Source organism: Streptomyces sp. NRRL B-1140 (assembly GCF_001280065.1).
GTDB lineage: Bacteria > Actinomycetota > Actinomycetes > Streptomycetales > Streptomycetaceae > Streptomyces.
Genome location: NZ_LGEA01000091.1, coordinates 114,849 through 135,796, shown reverse-complemented (window position 1 = coordinate 135,796; position 20,948 = coordinate 114,849). Strand labels below are relative to the sequence as shown.

Genomic DNA, 20,948 nt, shown 5'->3' with positions numbered 1-20,948 from the left:
CCTGACCTGGTACAGGTCAGGGGCCACTCTCACCTCCGTATCCCGCAAATGCCCGGTGTTCCCCGTGTGGTCCCGCTCGGAGGCCCAGCTGGGGCACGGCGCATCCGGCAGGCGTACCGGGTCCTGGCACAGATCATGAGGGAAGCTCGGTGAGTAAACGGGCGGACGTCACGCTGCGAGGCTTGGCGGGACTGGCGAGTAGGCCTCGTCTCTCCGAACTCACCTACGTGGACCGATGAGTTGGGCAGACCCTCTCGGTCTACTCTCTCGGCAACCGAGTGATCTCGAGAAGGGTGAGGCGAATGGGATACGCGGACGTCAACGGACTGTCCCTGTACTTCGAGGAGCACGGTTCCGGGGCGGGGGAGCCCTTGGTGCTGCTGCATGGCGGCATCGGGGCGGGCGAGATGTTCGCGCCCGTCCTGCCCGTGCTGGCCGAGCAGCGGCGCGTCATCCTGGTCGACCTGCAGGGACACGGGCGCACGGCGGACATCGACCGCCCGCTACGGCCGCATCTGCTGGCAGACGACGTGGCCGCCCTGATCAAGCACCTCGGACTGCCGCGGGCGGATGTGATGGGCTACTCCCTCGGGGCGGATGTGGCCCTTCGTACCGCGATCCAGCACCCTGCTCTGGTCCGCCGCCTGGTGGTGGTCTCCACCCCGGCCCGGCGGGACGGCTGGTTCCCGGAGGTCGTGGCAGGGATGGACCAGATGAGCGCGGCGGCAGCCGAGCCGATGAAGCAGTCTCCTGTCTACGAGCTGTACGCGCGGCTGGCACCCCGGGTGGAGGACTGGCCCGTACTGATCGGAAAGATCGCCGAGCTGAAGCAGCAGGACTACGACTGGACATCCGAGGTATCGGCCATCACCGCACCGGCTCTGCTGGTCTTCGGGGACGCCGACGCGGTACGGCCCGCGCACATGGCGGAGTTCTTCGCCCTGCTGGGGGGCGGCTTGAAGGACGCCGGCTGGGACGGGTCCGGTCGTCCGGCAGCCCAGCTGGCCGTCCTGCCGGGCGCCACCCACTACGACATCCTGGCCTCGCCGTTGCTGGCAGGAGCGGTCTTGCCGTTCCTTGACGCCTCGGCCTGAGGAATCAGAAAGTGGTGCGGCTTGCTCCACAGAGCGAGCCGCACCAGTTCCTCGTCTGCCCTCAGCCGGGGCAAGCGGAGTTGTTGGAGAAGGAGTGCGAGCTCCACGAGTTTGCCTCGCTGAACCGGCTCCGGTGAGAAACAGACGTGTCGGGGTCGTGATTCCACGTCGAATGCACCGTGTTATCGATCGCGACGCTGGTGCGTCGTAGAGACAAACCCTTCCCCGCCGTTCGCAGTCTCACAGACACCGTATCCTCAACTGCCCAAGCAGAGACGCTTGATCGCCGATCCGAACGGCAGGTTGAGGCTCTTGGCCGTCGTCTAGGGTGAAGGCATGTTGCGAGGACGCATCTCCATATCCGGCCGGCTGAGCGGACGCGGTGGCTCCCCTTCCAGGGGCACCGCGTCCTCGTGCGTGGATGGAGGGTGCTGGTGAACAAGCCGCTGAGGGCTGTGGCGATCTTTTGCGGGTTGCTGATGCTCGGCCTGCTGTTACGCGCGAATTGGCTGCAATACGTTCGAGCTCCGGAACTTGCCGCCGACCAGGAGAATCGGCGGGTGCGGATCGAGCAGTTCGCTTCCCCACGCGGGGACATCGTCGTAGGGGGCGAGGCCGTCACCGGCTCCACCGAGGTGGGTACCGACCTCAAGTACAAGCGCACCTACGTCAATGGCCCGATGTACGCACCGGTTACGGGATACGCGTCGCAGGCGCAGGGCATGACGCTTCTGGAGCGGACGTACGACGGCATCCTGACCGGAAAAGACGACCGACTGGCTTTCCAGCGGTTCGCCGATGTCGTCAGCGGCAAGGGCCACCGCCCCGGTTCGATCGTCACCACCATCGATCCGCGGGCGCAGAAGGCGGCCTACGACGGTCTGACCGGGCTGAAGGGCGCAAGGGGGGCCGCGGTCGCTCTGGATCCCGAGACGGGGAAGGTGCTGGCCTTGGTTTCAGCGCCTTCCTACGACGCGTCGCGGTTCGCCGGCAGCACGTTCGACGACTCGGATCGGTTCGTGGCACTCGACAAGGACAAGCGCAAGCCACTGGCCAACCGGGCGCTACGAGAGACCTTTCCCCCCGGTTCGACCTTCAAGATCCTCACGGCAGCGGCCGCCTTGGAACACGGGGTCGTCACCGACATCGATGCCCGTACGGACGCGGTCTCCCCCTATCAGCTGCCACAGTCGAGCAACAAGATCGGCAGTGAGGCTGGTGACGCCACCTGCGACAAGGCGTCGTTGAAGACCGCGATGCAGTACTCGTGCAACAACGTGTTCCTCGACGCTGCCGCAAAGCTCGGCCAGGACAAACTGCGTGAGACGGCTGAGAAGTTCGGCTTCAACGATGACGTCTATTCCGACGACTTCGGCGACCTGCTCGCCACCAGGAGCATTTACCCGGAGAACCTCGACAAGCCCGGCACCGCGCTCACCGGCATGGGCCAGGGCAGCCTCACGAGCACACCGATGCAGATGGCCATGGTCACCGCCGCACTGGCCAACGACGGAAAGCTGATGCAGCCCTACATCGTCGATGAAGTGCGTGGCCCGGATCTCGGTGTGCTGGAGAAGACCGAGCCCGCGGCAATCGGGCAGGCAGTCTCCGCCGAGACCGCTCAGAAAGTCCAGCAGATGATGGAGTTCACCGCCAGGGAAGGAAGCGCCCGCCGCGCCCAGATCGACGGGATCACTGTCGGGGGCAAGACCGGCACCGCTCAGCGTGGTGTCGACGTGGCCGAGCAAGTGCCCTACGGCTGGTTCGTCTCCTACGGCAAGAAGCAGGACGGCTCGTCGGTCGCCGTAGCCGTCTTCATCGACCCGACCGACATGGACATCTCGCGCGCGGACATCTCCGGTGGCCGTCTCGGAGCTCCCATCGCCCGTAGTGTCATGAAGGCGGTCCTGCAGTCGTAGCGCTCGCGTGGGCGCCGCGCTGCCGGAGGGGCAGGGTGGCGCGGCGGTGCGGGGCGGAGGGGCTCCTCGCTCGAACGGGGTCCGGTCCGGGAGGCCGTGGCGATGCCGGCCGGCGGTCATGTGCCGCCCACGATCTCGCCCGGGGGCTGTCACCTCGTTCCCGAACGGGGCGGCCAACGGCCGGGTACGCGGTGAGGATTACGATCGCCGGGGTGTGCCGGTCGGAGACCGGTGACGGAGAAGGGTGGGTGAGCGCCCAGTGAGTCGGCGCGTCGTCGTCGTCACCGCCGTGCACGGCCCCCACGCCCGGTTCCTGCCGGAGGCCTACGCGTCGTTGTGCGCGCAACGGCTTCCCGAGGGCTGGGAGTGGCACTGGGTCGTGCAGGAGGACGGGGAGAGCGACGGCGTCAGACCGTATGTGCCCGCGGATGCCCGGGTGACGTTCCGGCAAGGGCGGGCCGGAGGGCCCGGGGTCGCCAGGACCATGGCGCTGGCACACGGGGACGGGGCGTACGTGAAAGTCCTCGACGCGGACGACCGGTTGACGCCGGGCGCGCTCGCCCGGGATCTCGCCGTGCTGGAGGGGGACCCGGAGCTCGGCTGGGTCACCTCACGGGTGCTCGACCTCATGCCGGACGGGTCGACCGTCGGCTTCCCGGGCGATCCCGACCAGGGGCCGATCGAGCGCGGTGCCGTGCTCGCGCACTGGAAGGCCAACGGCTATCTCGCGCAGGTGCATCCCGCTTCGCTGTGCGTGCGCCGGGAGTTGCTGCTCGCCCTGGGCGGATGGATGGCGCTGCCCGCGTCGGAGGACACGGGCCTGTTGCTGGCGCTGAACGCGGTGAGCCGGGGGTGGTTCTCGCGGGACGTGGGCCTGCTGTACCGGAAGTGGGACGGGCAGGTGACCGGGCAGGCGGCCCACACCGACCGGGCCGAGCGCGAGGTGCGGATGGCCGTCGTGGAGGCCAGGGCCAGGGCGTTGTCACGGCTCCGGTGGGGTGCGCCGGCCGCGCTATGAGAGGAGCCCGGTCCGCGCGGGGGCCGTCGGCGTGAGGTCGTGGCGGGTGTACCACTCCGTGCCGAGCAGCCGTTGCCGTTCCGCCGTGGGGAGGGCGGCGATCAGGCCGGGTGCCGCTCCCCGTGCCACCTCCGTGCGGTGGGCCAGGATCGCCTGGATCTTCCGGTCCAGCCAGGGGATGACGTCGACGCTGGTCGTGACGCGTTCGTCGGGGACCGTGAGCACCGCCTTGCCCACGGGGGCCAGGTGTGCGCCCCAGGCCCGGGCAGCCGCGTGCGGATGCGTGGCCAGGTACAGGGCGCTCGGCTGCCAGGGCGCTCCGGCGTCCGGGTAGAGGCGTTCCAGACCGGCGGCGTGGACCGCGAGGGCGGTCACGCGATGGGTGTGCACATGGTCCTCGTGGCCGGTCAGGTTGCCGTAGGCGTCGTGGGTGACGACGATCTCCGGGCGGAAGTCGCGCAGGTGGGCGACCAGTTCCCCCACTGCCACGTCCAGTGGTACGTCGCACCAGCGCGGTCTGCCCGGGGCCGAGTGCGGGACACGGGAGTCGGCGTGTCCCAGCATGCGGGGCGGGCCCGCGCCCAGGACGCTGAGCGCCTCGGTGAGTTCCGCGGCGCGCGGGCTGTCCGCCGACCAGGTCGCCGTGACGACCGCGGTGTGCCCACCCGCGGACGCGTGGCGGGCGAGGGTGCCGCCCGCCATCAGGGACTCGTCATCGGGGTGGGCGAAGACTCCGAGCAGACTCGGTGCCGTCATCGGCTCTCGCTACGGCCGGTCCGGCGCCGACTACGGCGCCCCGGTGATGCGGATCGCCTGGCTCGGGCACCTCTCCGCCGCCTCCAGGACCTCGGGATCCTCGCCCGTCTCCTCGCGGCCCGGCCGGACGACCCCGTATTCGTCGACGAACTCGAAGACGGCCGGGACCCGGTGGGCGCACTCGGCGGACCCGTAGCAGAGCTCGCGGTCCACGAAGACCTTCATTCGCTTCTCGTCCCCCTCCCGACGGCACCGGCACCTCGCGGCCGTCCGGAGTTGACTGCCCAGCGGGGCACCGGCTGAACCGGCTGCCGGCTAGCGCGTGCTCCCCGCGGTCGCCAGCCAGGGGCACCGGCTGAACCGGCTGCCGGCTAGCGCGTGCTCCCCGCGGTCGCCAGCCAGTGGGCGACCCGGCGTACGGCGTCCTCGTCGAGGTGTTCCACCAACGCCCGGACGGTCGTGTCGTCCTCGGGGGAGAGGTCGTAGAGCCCCGCCTTGGTCAGGCCCGCCATGAGGACCTGGTGGCGGCGGCCGGTCATCCGTTCCGCGAGTCCGGCCGGTTCGGCGGGGGAGGGCTCGGGGCCCGGCCGTGCGACCGCGGTCTGCTTCAGTGGGGTGTCGAACCGGTGCCACGCGCCGTCCTTCGGCCCCCACAAGGCGACGGCCACCTCGTCGCCCCGGGCGCGCAGGGTCTGGGTCATCTCGCCGAGGGCGTACAGCACGGGCGCGCGGTGGGGCGATTCGGCGACCGTCCGCCAGGCTCCCTCGGCCGGCCGGTAGAACATCGCGACCCAGCGCGGAGCGCCCTGCGGTCGTGGGCTGTCGGGACGTGACTCCACTGCGCTCACCCCTGTGTGTCGCTGATGCGTCGTCCGGCCTCTGCTCGCGCCTCGCTCGTCGGTGCGGTACGGCAGGGGGACCATAGCTGACGTATCGTCAGTTTTCCAGGGTGGTCCGGAGGGTGGGGTACGCCGGATTCCGGGGCGGTCCGAGGGTGGGGTACGCCGACTTCCGGGGTTGCGCGGTGGGGCGCGCCGGGGAGGATCACCACATCGTCCGGCACCGGTCCCTCCCCTCGTGGGGACCGGTACCGAACGGTGGAGCCTCGTCGTCCGGTTCGGACGGAAGCCGGCCACACGGGTGCGCCGCTGCGTCCGGATCCTGCCATTTCCGGCCATGGAGGAGGAGGTTCCGGTGCCCATTGGGCGGCATCGCCGCAGGTCAGCGATATAGAGTGAGTTTTCCGGTCCGGACGTCCAGGCGTGGAAGTAAGGAGCTGAGACCTTGAGTTCCGACTCGGGGGCACGCACCGCCTTCGCGGAACGCCTCGCACTGCTGTACAAGGAAGCCGGCAACCCCCCTCTCAAGCGGGTGTCCGAGGCGGTCGTCAGGCTCCAGCGGGTCGACGAACGCGGGCGGCCCGTACGGGTGTCCGCGCAGCGCATCAGCGACTGGCGCCGGGCCCGGAACGTCCCGGCCCAGTTCCCCGCCCTCGCGGCGGTGCTGCACGTGCTGATCCCCGACGCGCGGCGCTCGCGTCCCACGCCGGTCTCCCCCGGTCTGTACGACCTCGGCCAGTGGCAGCGGCTGTGGGAACGCGCGGTGGCCGACCCGGTCGGTGAGCGCCCGGCGCCCTCCGCGGCAGAGGAGCGGTCCGCGGACGAGTCCGCGTCGACACCGGGCGGGGTGTGCCCGTACCGGGGCCTTGCCTCCTACCGCCGGGAGGACGCCCGGTGGTTCTTCGGCCGGGAGCGGAGCACGGACGCGCTCGTCACGCAGCTCGGGGCCGTCGCGGGCACGGGCGGCCTGGTCATGCTCGTGGGGGCGTCGGGCGCGGGGAAGTCCTCGCTGCTCAACGCCGGCCTGGTGCCCGCTCTGCGGGACGGCGCGCTGGGCGGTGACGACGGTGACGACGCTGCCGGCGGTGAGGGGAGTGGCCGGCCGCGAGAGGTCGTACAGCTCGTACCGGGAAGTGATCCGCTGACGGAGCTGATCCGGTGCATACCCGAGCTTGCCTCCGTCGTCCCGGTCTCGGGAACACGACCGGGCCCCGCCTCCGCAGCGAGCCCCGGGCCCACGCCCCATGGAGACCCCGGGCCCACACCCCATGGAAACCCCGGGCCCGCGCCCGCAGGCGCCCTCGACCCCCCACCCTCACCGGCAGGGCACCGCGCGCCGCACCCACCCCCTGTGCAACCCCCTGTTCCACCCCCCGCTCCATCAGCCCCGGCACCGGCACCGGCATCCGCCCCCGCCCCCGTGCCCTTCGCCGACGCCGTTCGTGCCGCCGTCGGTGGCTGGGCCCGGCGGGAAGCAGCCGGCGGGGCCCGTCCGGTCGTGATCGTGGACCAGTTCGAGGAGACGTTCACCCTCTGCCCCGACGAGGCGGACCGGCGGACCTTCATCGAGGTCCTGCACGCCGCCTGCTCACCCGCCGGTCCCGGCCGGCCGGCCCCGGCCGTCGTGGTGCTGGGCATACGCGCCGACTTCTACGACCGCTGCCTGCGGTACCCGGAGCTCGCCGACGCGCTCCAGCACCGGCACATGGTGCTCGGGCCGCTGACCACCGCGGAGCTGCGCGAGGCGGTGAACGGACCGGCCAAGGCCGTCGGCCTGGAGCTGGAACCGGGGCTGGCGGAGCTGATCGTCCGGGAGGTCAGTGCCGACGGCCCGGGCGGCGCGCACGACGCCGGTGTGCTGCCGCTCCTCTCGCACGCCCTGCTCGCCACCTGGCAGCGCCGGAAGGCGGGCCGCCTCACCCTGGCCGGCTACCGCGCGGCCGGCGGCATCCAGGGAGCGGTCGCGGCGACCGCCGAACGGGCCTGGACCGGCCTCGACCCGGCCGCGCGCACCGCCGCCCGGCTGCTGCTGCTCCGCCTGGTACGGCTGGGCGAGGACACCCAGGCCACCCGCCGCCGCGGAACCCGGCGTCAGCTCGCTCAGGAGTCGGCCGACCCGGGCAAGACCGAGGAGTCCCTCGAAACGCTGGTCCGCGCCCGGCTGGTGACGCTCGACGCGGAGACCGTCGAGATCACCCACGAGGCGCTGCTGCACGCCTGGCCGCGGCTGCGCGACTGGATCGACGAGGACCGGCAGGGCAACCTGCTGCGCCAGCGTCTGGAGGAGGACGGCCGGACCTGGGAGGAGTCGAACCGCGACACGTCCCTGCTCTACCGGGGCTCCCGGCTGGAGCAGGCCCACGGCTGGGCGAGATCCGCCGGGGACACGTTTCTGACCCGCAGCGCGGTGGAGTTCCTGGCCGCCTCGGTCCGGCTGCGCAGGCGGATCATCTGGATCAGCCGGGGGGCCGTGGCGACGCTGGTCGTCCTGGCGATGCTGGCCGTCGGATCGGCCGTGGTCGCCTGGAAGCAGCGCGACGAGGCCGTCTTCGAGCAGGTGCTCGCCCAGTCCGACCGTGTCCAGGACACCGATCCGTCGCTGTCCGCGCAGCTCGACCTGGTGGCGCACGAGCTGCGGCCCGGCGACAAGGGCGCGAACAGCCGCCTGATCTCCATCGTGAACGCCCCGCTCTCCACCCCCCTCACCGGCCACACGGGCGCCGTCTACCTCACGACGTTCAGCCCGGACGGGCAGGTCCTGGCCACCGCCAGCTACGATCGGACCGTACGGCTGTGGGACGTCGCCGACCCCAAGCGCCCCAAGCCCCTGGGCAAGCCCCTGACCGGGCACACGAGCTGGGTGAGCAGCGCGGTGTTCAGCCCGGACGGCCGGACGCTGGCCAGCGCCTCCGACGACGGCACGATCCGGTTGTGGGACGTGTCCGATCCCGCGCACCCGACATCGCTCGGCCGGCCCCTGACCGGCCACGACGGCACGATCTACCTGATCGCCTTCAGCCCGGACGGACGCACGCTGGCCTCCGCGGGCGACGACCACACCGTCCGGCTGTGGAGCGTGGGCGACCCGCGCCGGCCGCGGGCCCTGGGCAAGCCCTTGACCGGGCACAGGGCCGCCGTGCGCTCGGTGGCGTTCGGCCCGGACGGCCGCACGCTGGCCGCGGGGGGCGACGACGGCACGATCCGGCTGTGGGACGTGTCCGGCCCCGCGCGCCCGGAACCGGCCGGGAGGCCGCTGACCGGCCACACCACCACCGTGCACTCCGTGGCCTTCAGCCCCGACGGCCGCACGCTCGCCAGCGGCAGCGCGGACGGCACCGTACGCCTGTGGAACATGGCCGGTCCGGGCCGCCCGGCCCCGATCGGCGCGCCGCTGACCGGCCACACCGGGCCGGTCTGGTCCGTGGCTTTCAGCCCCGACGGGAACATGCTCGCCGCGGCGAGCGCGGACAGCACAGCGAGCCTGTGGAGGGTCAGCGATCCGCAGTACCCCTCGCAGGTCGGCGCGCCCCTCGCGGGCAGCAGCGGGGAGATGTACGCGCTCGGTTTCAGCCCCGACGGCCGTACCCTCGCGACCGGGGCGGGTGACAACAAGGTCCGTCTGTGGTCGCTGCCGACGTCGGACATGACCGGCCGGACCGGGGTGTTCAGGCCGGACGGGCGGCTGCTCGCGACGGCGGCACGGGACGGGCGGATCCGGCTGTGGGACGTGCGGACGCCCGGCAGGCCGGTGCGGATCGGTGCACCTTTCCGCCCGGGCAAGGGCGATGTGCGCTCCCTGGAGTTCTCCCCGGACGGCCGCACTCTCGCGGTCGTGACGGGCGAGAGGGTGGTGGAGCTGTGGAACCTCCGCGATCCCGAACACCCCGTCCGCCACGGCTCGCCCGCACCCCTGCGCATCCGGTACGCCGATCCCCTGGCGTTCAGCCCGGACGGGAAGGTCCTGGCCACTGCCTACGACGATCGCACCATCCGGCTGTGGAACCTCGGCGACCCGGCCCGGCCGCGCCCGCTCGGCAGCCCCCTCACCGGTCACAAGGGCTACGTCAACCACCTCGTGTTCAGCCCGGACGGCCGCACGCTCGCCAGCGGCAGCGCGGACGGCACGATCCGGTTGTGGAACGTGACCGAGCCCGGCGGGGCCACGCTGATCGGGGAGCCTCTCCGGGGCCACCTCGGAGCGGTCAACGCGCTCGCCTACAGCCGTGACGGCCACACGCTGGCCAGCGCCGGCGACGACAACTCCGTCCGGCTCTGGGACATCACGAATCCCGCCGAGGCCTCCCAGGAGGCGCTGCTCACGGGCCACACGGAGGCGGTCGTGTCGCTGACGTTCAGCCGCGACGGCCGCACCCTGGCCAGCGGCGGCAACGACAGCACCGTGCGGCTGTGGAACGTGGCCGACCCCTCGCACGCCACGGCGATCGGCCAGTCCATGAGCCCCAACTCCACGACCGGCACGTTTCTCGCGTTCAGCCCGAACAGCAACACGCTGGGGGTGTCGAGCGGCGCGGACACCATCCGGCTCTGGAACCTCGACGTCGACACGGCCGTCCGCCGTATCTGCGCGATGACCCGGGGCGTGCTGACGCAGGACACCTGGCGGGAGTACCTGCCCCGGCTCTCCTACGACCCGCCGTGCGACGACTGACCCGGCCGGTGCGGACAGACCGACACGACCGGTGCGGACAACAGGCCCGGCCCTCAGGACAGTTGCGTGAGACGAGTCACAACCGGGCTTTCCCGGTGGCCGGCCGGCACGCGGTGGGCAAGCGCTTGTTACCCTTGGCCATGGCTCGACCGCTGGTGCATCCCCCGTCGCCAGCGGTCGGGCCTTTTCTCAGCGCAGGTCGAGGCGCATCAGAATCCGGGGCTGACCGGCCAGGACCGAGTCCGTGTCCGCCGCGTGCGTGAAGCCGGCCCGTTCGAAGTTCCTGCGCAGACCCGCGTACGCCATCGTCGGATCGACCTTGGCGTCGCCGTTGTCCAGCGGGTACGCCTCGATCACCGGTGCGCCCCGCTCCCGGGCGAACGCGACCGCGCCGGCGATGAGGGCGTGCGAGACGCCCTGCTTGCGATGTCCCGGGCGGACCCGGACACACCACAGCGACCACACGGGCAGGTCGTCGAGGTGCGGGATCTTGCGGTTGCGGGCGAAGGAGGTGTCCGCGCGCGGGGCGACGGCGGCCCAGCCGACCGGTTCGGCACCGTCGTAGGCGAGCACACCCGGGGGCGGCTCCGCGCGGCACAGCCCGGCGACGTACTCACCGCGGGCCGGGCCGCGCAGTTCCTTGTTGAGCTTGGAGGGGATCCGGTAGCTCAGGCACCAGCAGACGTTCGCGCCGGGCGACTTCGGCCCGAGCACGGCACGGACGGCCTCGAAGTCCGCCGCCGGGCGCACGTCGATGCTCATGCCCCCACGATGCCACGGGCCGGTCGCTCGTGCCGCGCAGGAGCGGAGCACACCCCGGTGGAATGCCCGGGACCGGCGTTCTAGGCGGACGCCGCCCGCAGCAGCCGCAGTTGGCCGATCTCGCTGACGTTCTTCATCAGCTCCGCGTTCACCCAGGCCACCATGTGCTCGACGGTGTGCCCGGGGTCGTCCGGCCAGGGGAACGGGGCCGTGGCGTCGAGGTCCCGGTCGGTGAGGCCGTCCAGGACCTTCAGCCACTGGACGCGCAGGTCCCGCAGCCACGCGACCGTCGGGGCGCCCTCGCCGGGCCAGACGATGTCCTCGCGGTCGCGGGGCGGGCGGCCCTCGAGGTGGTCGAGGGCCACGCTCCACCACCAGCCGATGTGCCAGCTCACCCAGGCGAGGGTGGGGACGGGGACCGGGTCGGGTTCGGTGTCCGCCCAGTCCGGCACCCAGGTGCCGTCGGGGCCCCGGCGCATCGTCCAGCACAGCTCCGCGGGCTCCCAGAGGAAGTCACCGGGCTCCAGCCGCTCCAGGTGGTACTCGAACAAGGACCAGGTGAACTCGAACTGCCAGCGCGGAAGTTCGATGCGGGAAGCGCTCATCGGTCGACCCTACGGGGGCGACGGGGCGTCCCGGGCCAGTACCGCCCAGTCGAGGTCCCGCAGCGCCGGTTCGGCGTCGTGGTCCGAGGGCAGGCGGGGCGCGGACTCGAACCAGACGACGGTCAGGCGCGAGCGGTAGGCGACGGGGTCGTGGGACGGGTCCAGGGCCGTGGAGTGGAACGTGCCGAGGCAGGCCACCGCGGGCAGCACCTCGACCGGCCCGAGGCCGCCCGCGTACTGGTCGGGGTACTCGCGCCGCGGCGGGACGAGGTGCACCGGTGTGCCCGGGCGGGACCGCTCGGCGGCGTGCAGCAGGCCCCGGATCCGCAGGTCGTTCAGCGGCTTGCAGGGGTAGCCGTCCAGCAGGTCGCCGTACGTCGACGAGAACCGCAGCTCGGCGAGGTCCACCGGGCGGCCGGAGGCCAGGACGAGGCGGGCGAGCGCCAGGGCCGGCGCCTTTGCGTGGTCGTGCATCGAGGTCTTTCGCTGGTGGTCGTGGGCGGAGCCGTGCTCACGGCCGGTGCCCCGTCATCCGGGCCGCCGAGGCGATCGTGGCCCTGGCCTCCCGCTCGGACAGGCCGGTGGCCAGGGCCGCGTCGACCAGGGGGTCCACCAGCGCCGGGCCGATGCCGTCCTCGTAGGCCCGGCAGGCCGCCCAGAACAGGCGGGTGTTGCGCTGGCCCTCGTGCGCGGCCAGGACGAACTGGACCAGGCCCTGGGCGTGCCCGCCGGTCGCGGCGTGGACGGGGTGGCGGGAGCGGGGTGGCGGGATCAGCAGCCGCAGCAGGGAGCGCGGGCAGGGGGCGGGGGCCAGGTGCGCGGTGCCCGGGGCGGCGGCGTACACACCCTGGCCGGTGCGGGAGCCGGGGCCGACCAGGTAGCCGCCCGCGCCCCGGATGTCGATGCCGGGGGCGAGCCGGCCCGCCGAGTTGGGGACGACCACCTCGGGCGGGCCGCTCAGCCACAGATGCCGCCCGCCGGACGGGGTCACGACGACCACGGTGGGCGGGATCGTGAACAGGTGCCGCAGCGCCAGCTCGCGCAGGGCGGCCGTGGAGTCCGTGCCGGTCTTCACATCCAGGTCGAGGCCGATCAGATGGTGCGGGGGCAGCCCGCAGGCGATGCCGTAGCCGGTCGCCCAGGGCGCGGCGGCGAACAGCTCGCGGATGCGGTCCGGGTCGCTGGAGGCGTCGTAGACACCGTGCCCTAGGCGGCCGCACGCACCGTGGCAGGGGGAGGGGGCGGGGTCGTCGCGGTGCGGGGAGCGCAGTGCCGGGAGCTTGGAGCGGGACAGGGGGATGACGGCCAGTCCGCGTTCGGCGGCTGACAGGGCGTGTGCGAGGGCCAGCGTCGTGGCCTGCCGGTCGGTGGTGGCCATGCCTCTAGTTTCGTACGTACGTTCGAAAAAGGAAAGAGGGAGCGGGTGCGACGCGCCGGGGCCGGGTGGGGGCCGGAAAAAGTGCCGGAACGCTTCGCCCCTTGTGGCACCCGGTTTCGAACGCCCCCTGTCACTCCCGCCCGGTACGGAAGTGACAGGCAGGGGTTTATCGACTTGTTCTCACGCTTGCGTGCGAAAGGCGGCTTCCGGGGTGGTTCGCCGGGGATGCGGTGGGCAACTCTGGACTCGCGACGTCGAGCACCGCACCGGGGCGGTCGGCCAACTTCCCTGGTGACACCAGTGGTTCACGCACCGGACCGTCACGAGCCGGTGCGTCCTCGGTTCGATCAGTCCTGGAGGGACAAGGAACATGGCAAGCATCCGTACCGCCCGCGTCATCGCGGCCGTCTCCGCCCTTCCGCTCGCGGCCGCCCTCTTCGCCGGTGTCGCGACGGCGGACAGCGGCGCCTTCGCGGACAACGGATCCATCGCGTCGGCCACGGAGACCGAGCAGGGCATCCTCGGCAGCGGCGTCGGCGGCGACAACTTCGGCAACGCGGGCACCACCCAGCAGCAGGCCCTCGGTGACGGCGCCTCGAACCGGAGCAACACCGCGCAGGTCAACGGCTCGGAGTTCACCGCCGTCAACCAGGAGAACGCGGACACCACCGTCAACTTCACCCCGCTGTGGTGGTGAGCTGAGCGGGCCGGTGCGCCGACGCCGGCCCGGGTGCTGCGGGGGGTGTGCTTCGTGGGTCACAAAACGTCTGAGCGGCGGTACTCCGGTGCCGCCGCGCAGGCGTTTGCCTCGTGTCCCCCGGGTTCGGCCGGGGGCCCGCGGGGCTTGACGGAGCCGCATATCTGACGGACAGTCAGAAACTGTGAGTGGTGAGCCGGAGGTCCACGAGGAGTTCGAGGCGCGCCTGAAGGCCTACGAGGGCCTGCCGGCCGCCGACACGGGGGTCGGCCGCGATCCCGTCAACGAGCCGATGATCAGGCACTGGTGCGAGGCCATGGGCGACAACAGCCCCGCGTACACGGGCCCGGACGCCATCGCTCCGCCCACCATGCTGCAGGCATGGACCATGGCCGGCCTCACCCGCCGCCCGGAACGCACCGCGGCCTACGACGAACTCCTCGCCCTGCTCGACGCGTCGGGCCACGACGCGGTCGTCGCCACCGACTGCGAGCAGGAGTACCTGCGCCCGTTGCGCCCGGGAGACGAGATCACCTTCGACTCGGTGATCGAGTCGGTGTCCGGCCGCAAGACCACGAAGCTGGGGGTGGGTTACTTCATCACGACCCGCACGGACATCCACGCGGGCGGCGAGTTGGCCGGAACACACCGCTTCCGCATCCTCAAGTACGCCCCGGCACGCCGTCCTCCGGCACCGGCGGAACGCCGCCCCCGCCCCGTCGTCAACCGCGACAACACGGGCTTCTGGGAAGGCGTGGCCCGCCACGAACTCCTCATCCAGCGCTGCACGGCCTGCGACACCCTGCGTTTCCCCTGGCTGCCGGGCTGCAACACATGCGGCTCCCCGGACTGGGACACCGTCGGGGCGAGCGGCGAAGGCACGGTCTACTCCTACGTCGTGATGCACCACCCGCCCTTCCCGGCCTTCGAACCTCCCTACGCGGTCGGCCTGATCGAACTCGCCGAGGGCGTGCGGATCGTCAGCAACGTGGTCGGGGTGCCGTACGACAAGGTGCGGATCGGCATGCCGGTGCGGCTGGAGTTCCGGCGGTACGACGACGAGCTGGTGCTGCCCGTCTTCCAGGGGGTGACGTCGTGAAGGCCGGGGACCGGCTCCCGCCGCTGGAGATCCCGGTCACCCGCACCCTGATCGTCGCCGGGGCGATCGCCTCCCGCGACTACCAGGACGTCCACCACGACCCGGAGCTCGCGCGGCGGAAGGGCTCCCCCGACATCTTCATGAACATCCTGACGACCAATGGCCTGGTCGGCCGGTACATCACGGACCACTTCGGTCCGCGTGCGCGGCTGCGCCGGGTCGCCATCCGGCTCGGCGCGCCCAACCACCCCGGCGACACGATGGTGCTGACCGGCACGGTCGAGGAGGTCGACGGTGACACCGCGACGGTCCGGATCGTCGGCGCGAACGCCCTCGGCCGGCACGTCACGGGCACGGTGACGGTCATGGTCCCGGCCGGGACGGGAGAGGGCGTCCCCACGGGAGCAGGAGGCGACTCGGTATGAGCGGGAGAGGGCCGGGCGGTCCCGGTACCAGCCGGCGAGGGCGGGCGGTCCAGGCGTGAGCGGGCGGGGGCGGGGCGGTCTCGGTGGGTGCGCGGCCGTCGTCGGTGTGGGGGCCACCGAGTTCTCCAAGGACTCCGGCCGCAGCGAACTGCGCCTCGCCGTCGAGGCCGTGCGGGCGGCCCTCGCGGACGCCGGGCTGACCCCGGCCGACGTCGACGGGATGGTCACCTTCACCATGGACACCAGCCCCGAGATCACCGTCGCCCAGGCGGCGGGCATCGGGGAGCTCTCCTTCTTCTCCCGGGTCCACTACGGCGGCGGCGCGGCCTGCGCCACCGTCCAGCAGGCCGCCCTGGCGATCGCCGCGGGCGTGGCCGACGTGGTCGTCTGCTACCGCGCGTTCAACGAACGCTCGGGCCGCCGCTTCGGCTCCGGGGTGCGGCACCGGGAACCCTCGGCGGAGGGCGTGGCCCTCGGCTGGTCGCTGCCGTTCGGCCTGCTCACCCCGGCCTCGTGGGTGGCGATGGCGGCCCAGCGCTACCTCCACACCTACGGGCTGACCCCGGAGGCCTTCGGGCACGTGGCGGTCACCGGCCGGAAGTACGCGGCGACCAACCCGGCGGCCCACTTTCACGGCCGGCCCATCACGCTGGCCGACCACGCCGCCTCCCGCTGGATCGTCGAACCGCTGCGTCTGCTCGACTGCTGCCAGGAGACCGACGGCGGGCAGGCCCTCGTCGTCACCTCCGCCGAACGCGCCCGAGACCTGCCCCACCCGCCCGCCGTGATCGCCGCGGCCGCCCAGGGCGCCGGACGCGCCCAGGAGCAGATGACCAGCTACTACCGCGACGACCTGACCGGCCTGCCCGAGGCGGCGGTCGTCGCCCGCCGGCTGTGGCGCACCTCGGGGCTCGCCCCGGCCGACATCGACGTCGGGATCCTCTACGACCACTTCACACCGTTCGTGCTGACGCAGCTGGAGGAGTTCGGCTTCTGCGGCCCCGGCGAGGCGGCGGACTTCGTGGCCGAGGAGCGCCTGCCCCTCAACACGCACGGCGGACAGCTCGGGGAGGCGTACCTGCACGGCATGAACGGCATCGCGGAGGCCGTGAGGCAGGTCAGGGGCACGGCCGCGAACCCCGTACCGGGAGCGGAACGAGTCCTGGTGACGGCCGGGACGGGTGTGCCGACGTCGGGACTCGTGCTGACCGCGGACCCCCAGGGGTGAACCCGCAGTACCGCGGGCCCTTCGCTCCACCTACAGGAGGTGTGGCAGGCCCTACCCGTACAACCTGAGGGGGACTCCGCTTCGGGACCTGCGGCCGATCCGCCGGGGGCGCCCCGCTCATAGCGTTGAGCCATGACCACACTCGTCTGCACGAGCGCTTCGAAGGCGGCCGGACCAGCGGCGCAGACCCTTGCCTACCCGTCGTTCTCGTCGTACGTCAGGGCCCGCCAGCCGGTGCTGCTGCGTACCGCCCGCTCGCTCACCGGCAACCCGAGCGACGCGGAGGACCTGCTGCAGACCGCGCTCACCAAGACGTACGTCGCCTGGGAGCGCATCGAGGACCACCGGGCCCTCGACGGCTATGTGCGCCGGGCGCTGCTGAACACCCGGACCTCGCAGTGGCGCAAGCGCAAGGTCGACGAGTTCGCCTGCGACGAGCTGCCCGAGCCGGACCCGGTGCCCGGCGGTGACGACCCGGCGGAGCAGCAGGCGCTGCGCGACGCGATGTGGCGGGCGATCATGCGGCTGCCCGCACGGCAGCGGGCGATGGTGGTCCTCAGGTACTACGAGGACCTCAGCGAGGTCCAGACGGCCGAGGTGCTCGGCGTTTCTGTGGGTACGGTGAAGTCGGCCGTCTCCCGGGCGATCGGCAAGCTCCGCGAGGACGCTGAGCTGGGACTTGTCCGTCAGTGAGGCGGTTCGCCGCCCCCTTGTGAGGTGCCCCTCGGGCGTGGCGTGATCTGATCGATCACCCGGTCCTAGTGACATACCACGCGGTATGTGCGCAGAATCAGCGCAACCTTTACCACCGCGCAGGCAATGTCGCCCCGGGAGGACGCCGTGCTGAGCACCATGCAGGACGTACCGCTGCTGATCTCGAGGATCCTGACCCACGGGTCGACGATCCACGGGACATCACAGGTGACCACCTGGACCGGTGAGGACGAGCCGCACCGCCGCTCCTTCGCCGAGATCGGCGCCCGCGCGGCCCAGCTGGCCCACGCGCTGCGGGACGACCTCGGCGTCACCGGCGACGAGCGCGTGGCGACCCTGGCCTGGAACAACGCGGAACACGTCGAGGCGTACTTCGCGATCCCGTCCATGGGCGCGGTCCTGCACACCCTGAACCTCCGCCTCCCGCCCGAGCAGCTGGCCTGGATCGTCAACCACGCCGCCGACCGCGTGATCATCGCCAACGGCTCCCTGCTCCCCCTGCTCGCCCCGCTGCTGCCGCACCTGAAGCCGGTCGAGCACGTGGTCGTCACCGGCCCCGGGGACCGCTCCCTCCTCGCCGACGCCGGCGTCGGTCACATCCACGTTCACGAGTACGAGGACCTGATCGCCGGCAAGCCGACCTCGTACGACTGGCCCGAGCTGGACGAACGCCAGGCCGCCGCCATGTGCTACACCTCCGGCACCACGGGCGACCCCAAGGGCGTGGTCTACAGCCACCGCTCCATCTACCTGCACTCCATGCAGGTCAACATGGCCCAGTCGATGGGCCTGACCGACCAGGACACCTCGCTGGTCGTGGTCCCCCAGTTCCATGTGAACGCCTGGGGCCTGCCGCACGCCACGTTCATGACCGGCGTGAACATGCTGATGCCGGACCGCTTCCTCCAGCCGGCCCCCCTCGCCGCGATGATCGAGGGCGAGAAGCCCACGCACGCGGCCGCCGTGCCCACCATCTGGCAGGGCCTGCTCGCCGAGCTGACGGCGAACCCCCGGGACGTCTCCTCCCTCGGCCAGGTCACCATCGGCGGCTCGGCCTGTCCGCCCTCGCTGATGGAGGCCTTCGACAAGCTGGGCATGCGGGTCTGCCACGCCTGGGGCATGACGGAGACGTCCCCGCTCGGCACGATCGCCCGTCCGCCGGCCAGTGTGGCCGGCACGGAGGAGGAGTTCGCCTACCGTCTCACCCAGGGCCGCTTCCCGGCCGGAGTCGAGGCCCGCCTGTCCGGCCCCGGCGGCGAACGCCTCCCCTGGGACGGGGAGTCGGCCGGTGAGCTGGAGGTGCGCGGCCCCTGGATCGCGGGCGCCTACTACAACGGCCCCGACGGCGAACCGCTGCGCCCCGCCGACAAGTTCAGCGAGGACGGCTGGCTCAAGACGGGCGACGTCGGCACCATCTCCCCCGACGGCTTCCTCACCCTCACCGACCGGGCCAAGGACGTCATCAAGTCCGGCGGCGAGTGGATCTCGTCGGTGGAGCTGGAGAACGCGCTGATGTCCCACCCCGACGTCGCCGAGGCGGCGGTGGTCGCCGTCCCCGACGAGAAGTGGGGCGAGCGCCCCCTGGCCACGGTCGTCCTCAAGGAGGGCTCCACCGCCACCTTCGAGACCCTGCGCGCCTTCCTCGCCGACGAGGGCCACATCGCCAAGTGGCAGCTCCCGGAACGCTGGACGGTCATCGAGGCGGTCCCGAAGACGAGCGTCGGAAAGTTCGACAAGAAGGTCCTGCGCAGGCAGTACGCGCAGGGGGAGCTGGACGTCACCAGCCTCTGACCCGGCCGCGGACCGCCGTACGGCAGCACCTCACCGGCGTACGGCGGTCACGCCCCACCCGAGCACCAGCCACACCCCCGCCACGACACACACCCCGCCCCACCCGAAGTGGCTGAACGCGGCCCCCGCGAGGGCCGATGCGGTCGCGCCGCCCGCGAAGCCGGCGACCACATAGGCGGTGTTGGCCGTGGCGGGGGTGGCGGTCGCGGTCAGGGCGAGGGTCTGGTTGGCGACGTGGGAGGCGACCAGTGCCGCGTGCACGGCGACCGCCGCGGCGAACAACGCCCCCAGCACCTGCCCGCCCAGCCAGAACAGCGGCACGGACACGGCGGCGACCAGATACGCCGACCGCACGACCCGCGCCGCCCCGAACCGGTCCACGAGCCCGCCGGCCACCGGCGCCACCGCACTCGCCGTCAGGCCGAACAGCCCGAACAGCCCGGCGGTCGCGGTGGACAGTCCGTACGCCGGCCCGGTCAGCAGCAGCGCCAGCGAGGTCCACAGCGCGCTCCACGCGCCGAACATCCCGGCCTGCCGCACACACGCCCGCCACAGCTCCGGCGAGCTCCGCAGCACCGACGGCAGCGCGACCAGCCCGGCGAACAGCGGGCCCTCGGCGCGCTGCCGCGACGGCAGGACCACCGCCGTCGCGAGCCCCAGAGCGAGGGTGAGCACGGCCGCACCGGCGAACACCCACCGCCAGCCGAAGGCCTGCCCGGCCAGCCCGCCCAGCACCCGGGCCCCGACGATGCCGACGAACAGGCCCGCGATGACCGTCGCGACATGCAGGGCACGCCGCTCGGCGGGCGCCCGCTCGGCGACCAGCGGCACGAGCAGCTGGGGGATGACGGTGGCCGCCGAGGCGACGAACATCGCGACCGCGAGGGCCCCGGCGCCCGGAGCGGCCGCACCGGCTCCCAGGGCGAGGGCGGTGACGAGCGTGAGCCCGGCGACCAGCCGGCGCCGGTTCGCGCGGTCGCCGAGCGGTGCGAAGAACAGCAGGCCGACCGCGTAGCCGAGCTGGGCGACCGAGGCGATCCAGGCGATGGCCGAGGGCGCCGAGCCGAAGTCGCGGGCCATGAGCGGGAGCAGCGGCGCGGCGAGGTAGATGTTGGCGGCGGTGACCGCGCTGCACACGGCGAGCAGGGTGAGGAAGAGGCCCGGAGCGGGCGTACGAGCCTGTCGCGCGGAGCTCGTGGCCTGCGGGGCGGTGGTGGTCGCTGACGGCATGGGAGGGGACTCCTTGGAGTCGGCTCTAGCAACTAACTGGTTGGTTGGATAGCGGGGAAACAGTCTGGGCCGCCTCGTCGTTCCTTGTCAACCAAACAGTTGGTTACCCTGGCGCGCTACCCTCTCCCCCATGGCAGCAAGGGACCCCGAGGCCACCAAGGCCCGGATCTTCGAGGCGGCGGTCGCCGAGTTCGCCCGCCACGGCATCGCAGGCGCCCGCATCGACCGCATCGCCGCCGAGGCGAAGGCCAACAAACAGCTCATCTACGCCTACTTCGGCAACAAGGCGGAGCTCTTCGCGATCGTCCTCGAGAAGAAGATGCTCCATGTCGCCCAGGACGTCCCCGTGGCCCCGGACGACATCGAGGACTGGATCGACCGCGTCATGGACTACCACGCCGCCCACCCGGAGCTGCTGCGCCTGCTCTTCTGGGAGGGCCTGGAGTACGGCAGTGCCGAGCTGCCCCTCGAGACCGCCCGCCAGGAGCACTACGCCCGCAAGGTCGCCGCTCTCCAGGACGCCCAGGACCGGGGCGTCGTCGCGGACGCCATCCCGGCGGCCGACCTGCTGTTCCTGCTGACGGCCCTCGCCAACTGGAGCGCCGTCGTCCCGCAGATGCGGCGCATCCTGGTCGGCGAGGGCGAAGCGGACCGGGACCGCCTGCGCGCGTCGGTGAAGGAGGCGGCGCGCCGGCTCACGGCTCGGTAGGACGGGGCGAGGTGC

The 20,948-nt window shown here is 72.2% G+C and carries 19 protein-coding genes; 11 read left to right on the top strand and 8 right to left on the bottom strand.

Annotation, left to right across the window (positions count from 1 at the left end; all coding sequences use genetic code 11):
- Positions 1–302: 302 nt before the first annotated feature.
- The 3 genes from ADK65_RS12540 (at position 303) to ADK65_RS12530 (ending at position 4,031) form a co-directional block, all read left to right on the top strand.
- Complete coding sequence (locus ADK65_RS12540) at positions 303–1,094, top strand: alpha/beta fold hydrolase (RefSeq protein ID WP_053670058.1); 792 nt, start codon at positions 303–305, stop codon at positions 1,092–1,094.
- 434 nt (positions 1,095–1,528) lie between these two features.
- Complete coding sequence (locus ADK65_RS12535) at positions 1,529–3,013, top strand: peptidoglycan D,D-transpeptidase FtsI family protein (RefSeq protein WP_053670490.1); 1,485 nt, start codon at positions 1,529–1,531, stop codon at positions 3,011–3,013.
- 259 nt (positions 3,014–3,272) lie between these two features.
- Positions 3,273–4,031, top strand: coding sequence for a glycosyltransferase family 2 protein (locus ADK65_RS12530; RefSeq protein WP_053670057.1), 759 nt, complete (start codon positions 3,273–3,275; stop codon positions 4,029–4,031).
- Here the strand turns inward: ADK65_RS12530 and ADK65_RS12525 are convergent.
- From ADK65_RS12525 to ADK65_RS12515, 3 genes are all read right to left on the bottom strand, one after another.
- Positions 4,026–4,787: a PIG-L deacetylase family protein gene (locus ADK65_RS12525; RefSeq protein WP_053670056.1), complete on the bottom strand. Its 762-nt coding sequence runs from the start codon at positions 4,785–4,787 to the stop codon at positions 4,026–4,028. The genes ADK65_RS12530 and ADK65_RS12525 overlap by 6 nt on opposite strands.
- 30 nt (positions 4,788–4,817) lie before the next feature.
- Positions 4,818–5,012, bottom strand: a complete 195-nt coding sequence (locus tag ADK65_RS12520; protein ID WP_053670055.1) for a ferredoxin — start codon at positions 5,010–5,012, stop codon at positions 4,818–4,820.
- 146 nt (positions 5,013–5,158) lie between these two features.
- Complete coding sequence (locus ADK65_RS12515; protein WP_234352860.1) at positions 5,159–5,626, bottom strand: hypothetical protein; 468 nt, start codon at positions 5,624–5,626, stop codon at positions 5,159–5,161.
- 445 nt (positions 5,627–6,071) lie between these two features.
- Between ADK65_RS12515 and ADK65_RS12510 the strand changes: the two genes are divergently transcribed.
- Positions 6,072–10,295 carry a PD40 domain-containing protein gene (locus ADK65_RS12510; RefSeq protein WP_053670053.1) on the top strand — a complete coding sequence of 1,408 codons (4,224 nt, stop codon included), beginning with the start codon at positions 6,072–6,074 and terminating at the stop codon, positions 10,293–10,295.
- A gap of 189 nt (positions 10,296–10,484) precedes the next feature.
- On the opposite strand, the gene ADK65_RS12505 is transcribed toward ADK65_RS12510, so the two are convergent.
- From ADK65_RS12505 to ADK65_RS12490, 4 genes are all read right to left on the bottom strand, one after another.
- Positions 10,485–11,057: a GNAT family N-acetyltransferase gene (locus tag ADK65_RS12505; RefSeq protein ID WP_053670052.1), complete on the bottom strand. Its 573-nt coding sequence runs from the start codon at positions 11,055–11,057 to the stop codon at positions 10,485–10,487.
- 80 nt (positions 11,058–11,137) lie between these two features.
- On the bottom strand, positions 11,138–11,662 hold the full coding sequence (locus ADK65_RS12500) for a DinB family protein (protein WP_053670051.1): 525 nt from the start codon (positions 11,660–11,662) through the stop codon (positions 11,138–11,140).
- A 9-nt stretch (positions 11,663–11,671) separates the two neighbouring features.
- On the bottom strand, positions 11,672–12,136 hold the full coding sequence (locus tag ADK65_RS12495) for a hypothetical protein (protein WP_053670050.1): 465 nt from the start codon (positions 12,134–12,136) through the stop codon (positions 11,672–11,674).
- 37 nt (positions 12,137–12,173) lie between these two features.
- Positions 12,174–13,040, bottom strand: a complete 867-nt coding sequence (locus ADK65_RS12490) for a bifunctional DNA primase/polymerase (protein WP_053670049.1) — start codon at positions 13,038–13,040, stop codon at positions 12,174–12,176.
- Positions 13,041–13,410: 370 nt separating this feature from the next.
- Between ADK65_RS12490 and ADK65_RS12485 the strand changes: the two genes are divergently transcribed.
- The 6 genes from ADK65_RS12485 to ADK65_RS12460 all read left to right on the top strand — a co-directional run bounded on the left by ADK65_RS12485 (position 13,411) and on the right by ADK65_RS12460 (position 18,994).
- Positions 13,411–13,737: a hypothetical protein gene (locus ADK65_RS12485; RefSeq protein WP_053670048.1), complete on the top strand. Its 327-nt coding sequence runs from the start codon at positions 13,411–13,413 to the stop codon at positions 13,735–13,737.
- 184 nt (positions 13,738–13,921) lie between these two features.
- Entirely contained in the window at positions 13,922–14,836 is a 915-nt protein-coding gene (locus ADK65_RS12480; protein ID WP_053670047.1) for a bifunctional MaoC family dehydratase N-terminal/OB-fold nucleic acid binding domain-containing protein, read from the top strand.
- Positions 14,833–15,261: a MaoC family dehydratase gene (locus tag ADK65_RS12475; protein WP_053670046.1), complete on the top strand. Its 429-nt coding sequence runs from the start codon at positions 14,833–14,835 to the stop codon at positions 15,259–15,261. The genes ADK65_RS12480 and ADK65_RS12475 overlap by 4 nt, the downstream gene beginning before the upstream one ends.
- A gap of 55 nt (positions 15,262–15,316) precedes the next feature.
- Positions 15,317–16,489, top strand: a complete 1,173-nt coding sequence (locus ADK65_RS12470) for a lipid-transfer protein (RefSeq protein ID WP_053670045.1) — start codon at positions 15,317–15,319, stop codon at positions 16,487–16,489.
- Positions 16,490–16,621: 132 nt separating this feature from the next.
- Positions 16,622–17,182, top strand: a complete 561-nt coding sequence (locus ADK65_RS12465; protein ID WP_053670044.1) for a SigE family RNA polymerase sigma factor — start codon at positions 16,622–16,624, stop codon at positions 17,180–17,182.
- A gap of 126 nt (positions 17,183–17,308) precedes the next feature.
- Complete coding sequence (locus ADK65_RS12460) at positions 17,309–18,994, top strand: long-chain fatty acid--CoA ligase (RefSeq protein ID WP_053670043.1); 1,686 nt, start codon at positions 17,309–17,311, stop codon at positions 18,992–18,994.
- A 30-nt stretch (positions 18,995–19,024) separates the two neighbouring features.
- Here ADK65_RS12460 and ADK65_RS12455 read toward each other — a convergent pair whose 3' ends face one another.
- Positions 19,025–20,224, bottom strand: a complete 1,200-nt coding sequence (locus tag ADK65_RS12455; protein WP_053670042.1) for an MFS transporter — start codon at positions 20,222–20,224, stop codon at positions 19,025–19,027.
- Between the two features lie 130 nt (positions 20,225–20,354).
- Here ADK65_RS12455 and ADK65_RS12450 point away from each other — a divergent pair, with 130 nt between their 5' ends.
- Positions 20,355–20,933, top strand: coding sequence for a TetR family transcriptional regulator (locus tag ADK65_RS12450; RefSeq protein WP_053670041.1), 579 nt, complete (start codon positions 20,355–20,357; stop codon positions 20,931–20,933).
- The last annotated feature ends 15 nt before the right edge of the window (positions 20,934–20,948 follow it).

Excerpts from the sequence above, each read along its gene's own strand:
- ADK65_RS12540 (WP_053670058.1), top strand. The coding sequence starts at position 303 with ATGGGATACGCGGACGTCAACGGACTGTCCCTGTACTTCGAGGAGCAC.
- ADK65_RS12525 (WP_053670056.1), bottom strand. The coding sequence starts at position 4,787 with ATGACGGCACCGAGTCTGCTCGGAGTCTTCGCCCACCCCGATGACGAG.
- ADK65_RS12520 (WP_053670055.1), bottom strand. The coding sequence starts at position 5,012 with ATGAAGGTCTTCGTGGACCGCGAGCTCTGCTACGGGTCCGCCGAGTGC.
- ADK65_RS12505 (WP_053670052.1), bottom strand. The coding sequence starts at position 11,057 with ATGAGCATCGACGTGCGCCCGGCGGCGGACTTCGAGGCCGTCCGTGCC.
- ADK65_RS12500 (WP_053670051.1), bottom strand. The coding sequence starts at position 11,662 with ATGAGCGCTTCCCGCATCGAACTTCCGCGCTGGCAGTTCGAGTTCACC.
- ADK65_RS12495 (WP_053670050.1), bottom strand. The coding sequence starts at position 12,136 with ATGCACGACCACGCAAAGGCGCCGGCCCTGGCGCTCGCCCGCCTCGTC.
- ADK65_RS12490 (WP_053670049.1), bottom strand. The coding sequence starts at position 13,040 with ATGGCCACCACCGACCGGCAGGCCACGACGCTGGCCCTCGCACACGCC.
- ADK65_RS12485 (WP_053670048.1), top strand. The coding sequence starts at position 13,411 with ATGGCAAGCATCCGTACCGCCCGCGTCATCGCGGCCGTCTCCGCCCTT.
- ADK65_RS12465 (WP_053670044.1), top strand. The coding sequence starts at position 16,622 with ATGACCACACTCGTCTGCACGAGCGCTTCGAAGGCGGCCGGACCAGCG.
- ADK65_RS12460 (WP_053670043.1), top strand. The coding sequence starts at position 17,309 with ATGTCGCCCCGGGAGGACGCCGTGCTGAGCACCATGCAGGACGTACCG.
- ADK65_RS12455 (WP_053670042.1), bottom strand. The coding sequence starts at position 20,224 with ATGCCGTCAGCGACCACCACCGCCCCGCAGGCCACGAGCTCCGCGCGA.
- ADK65_RS12450 (WP_053670041.1), top strand. The coding sequence starts at position 20,355 with ATGGCAGCAAGGGACCCCGAGGCCACCAAGGCCCGGATCTTCGAGGCG.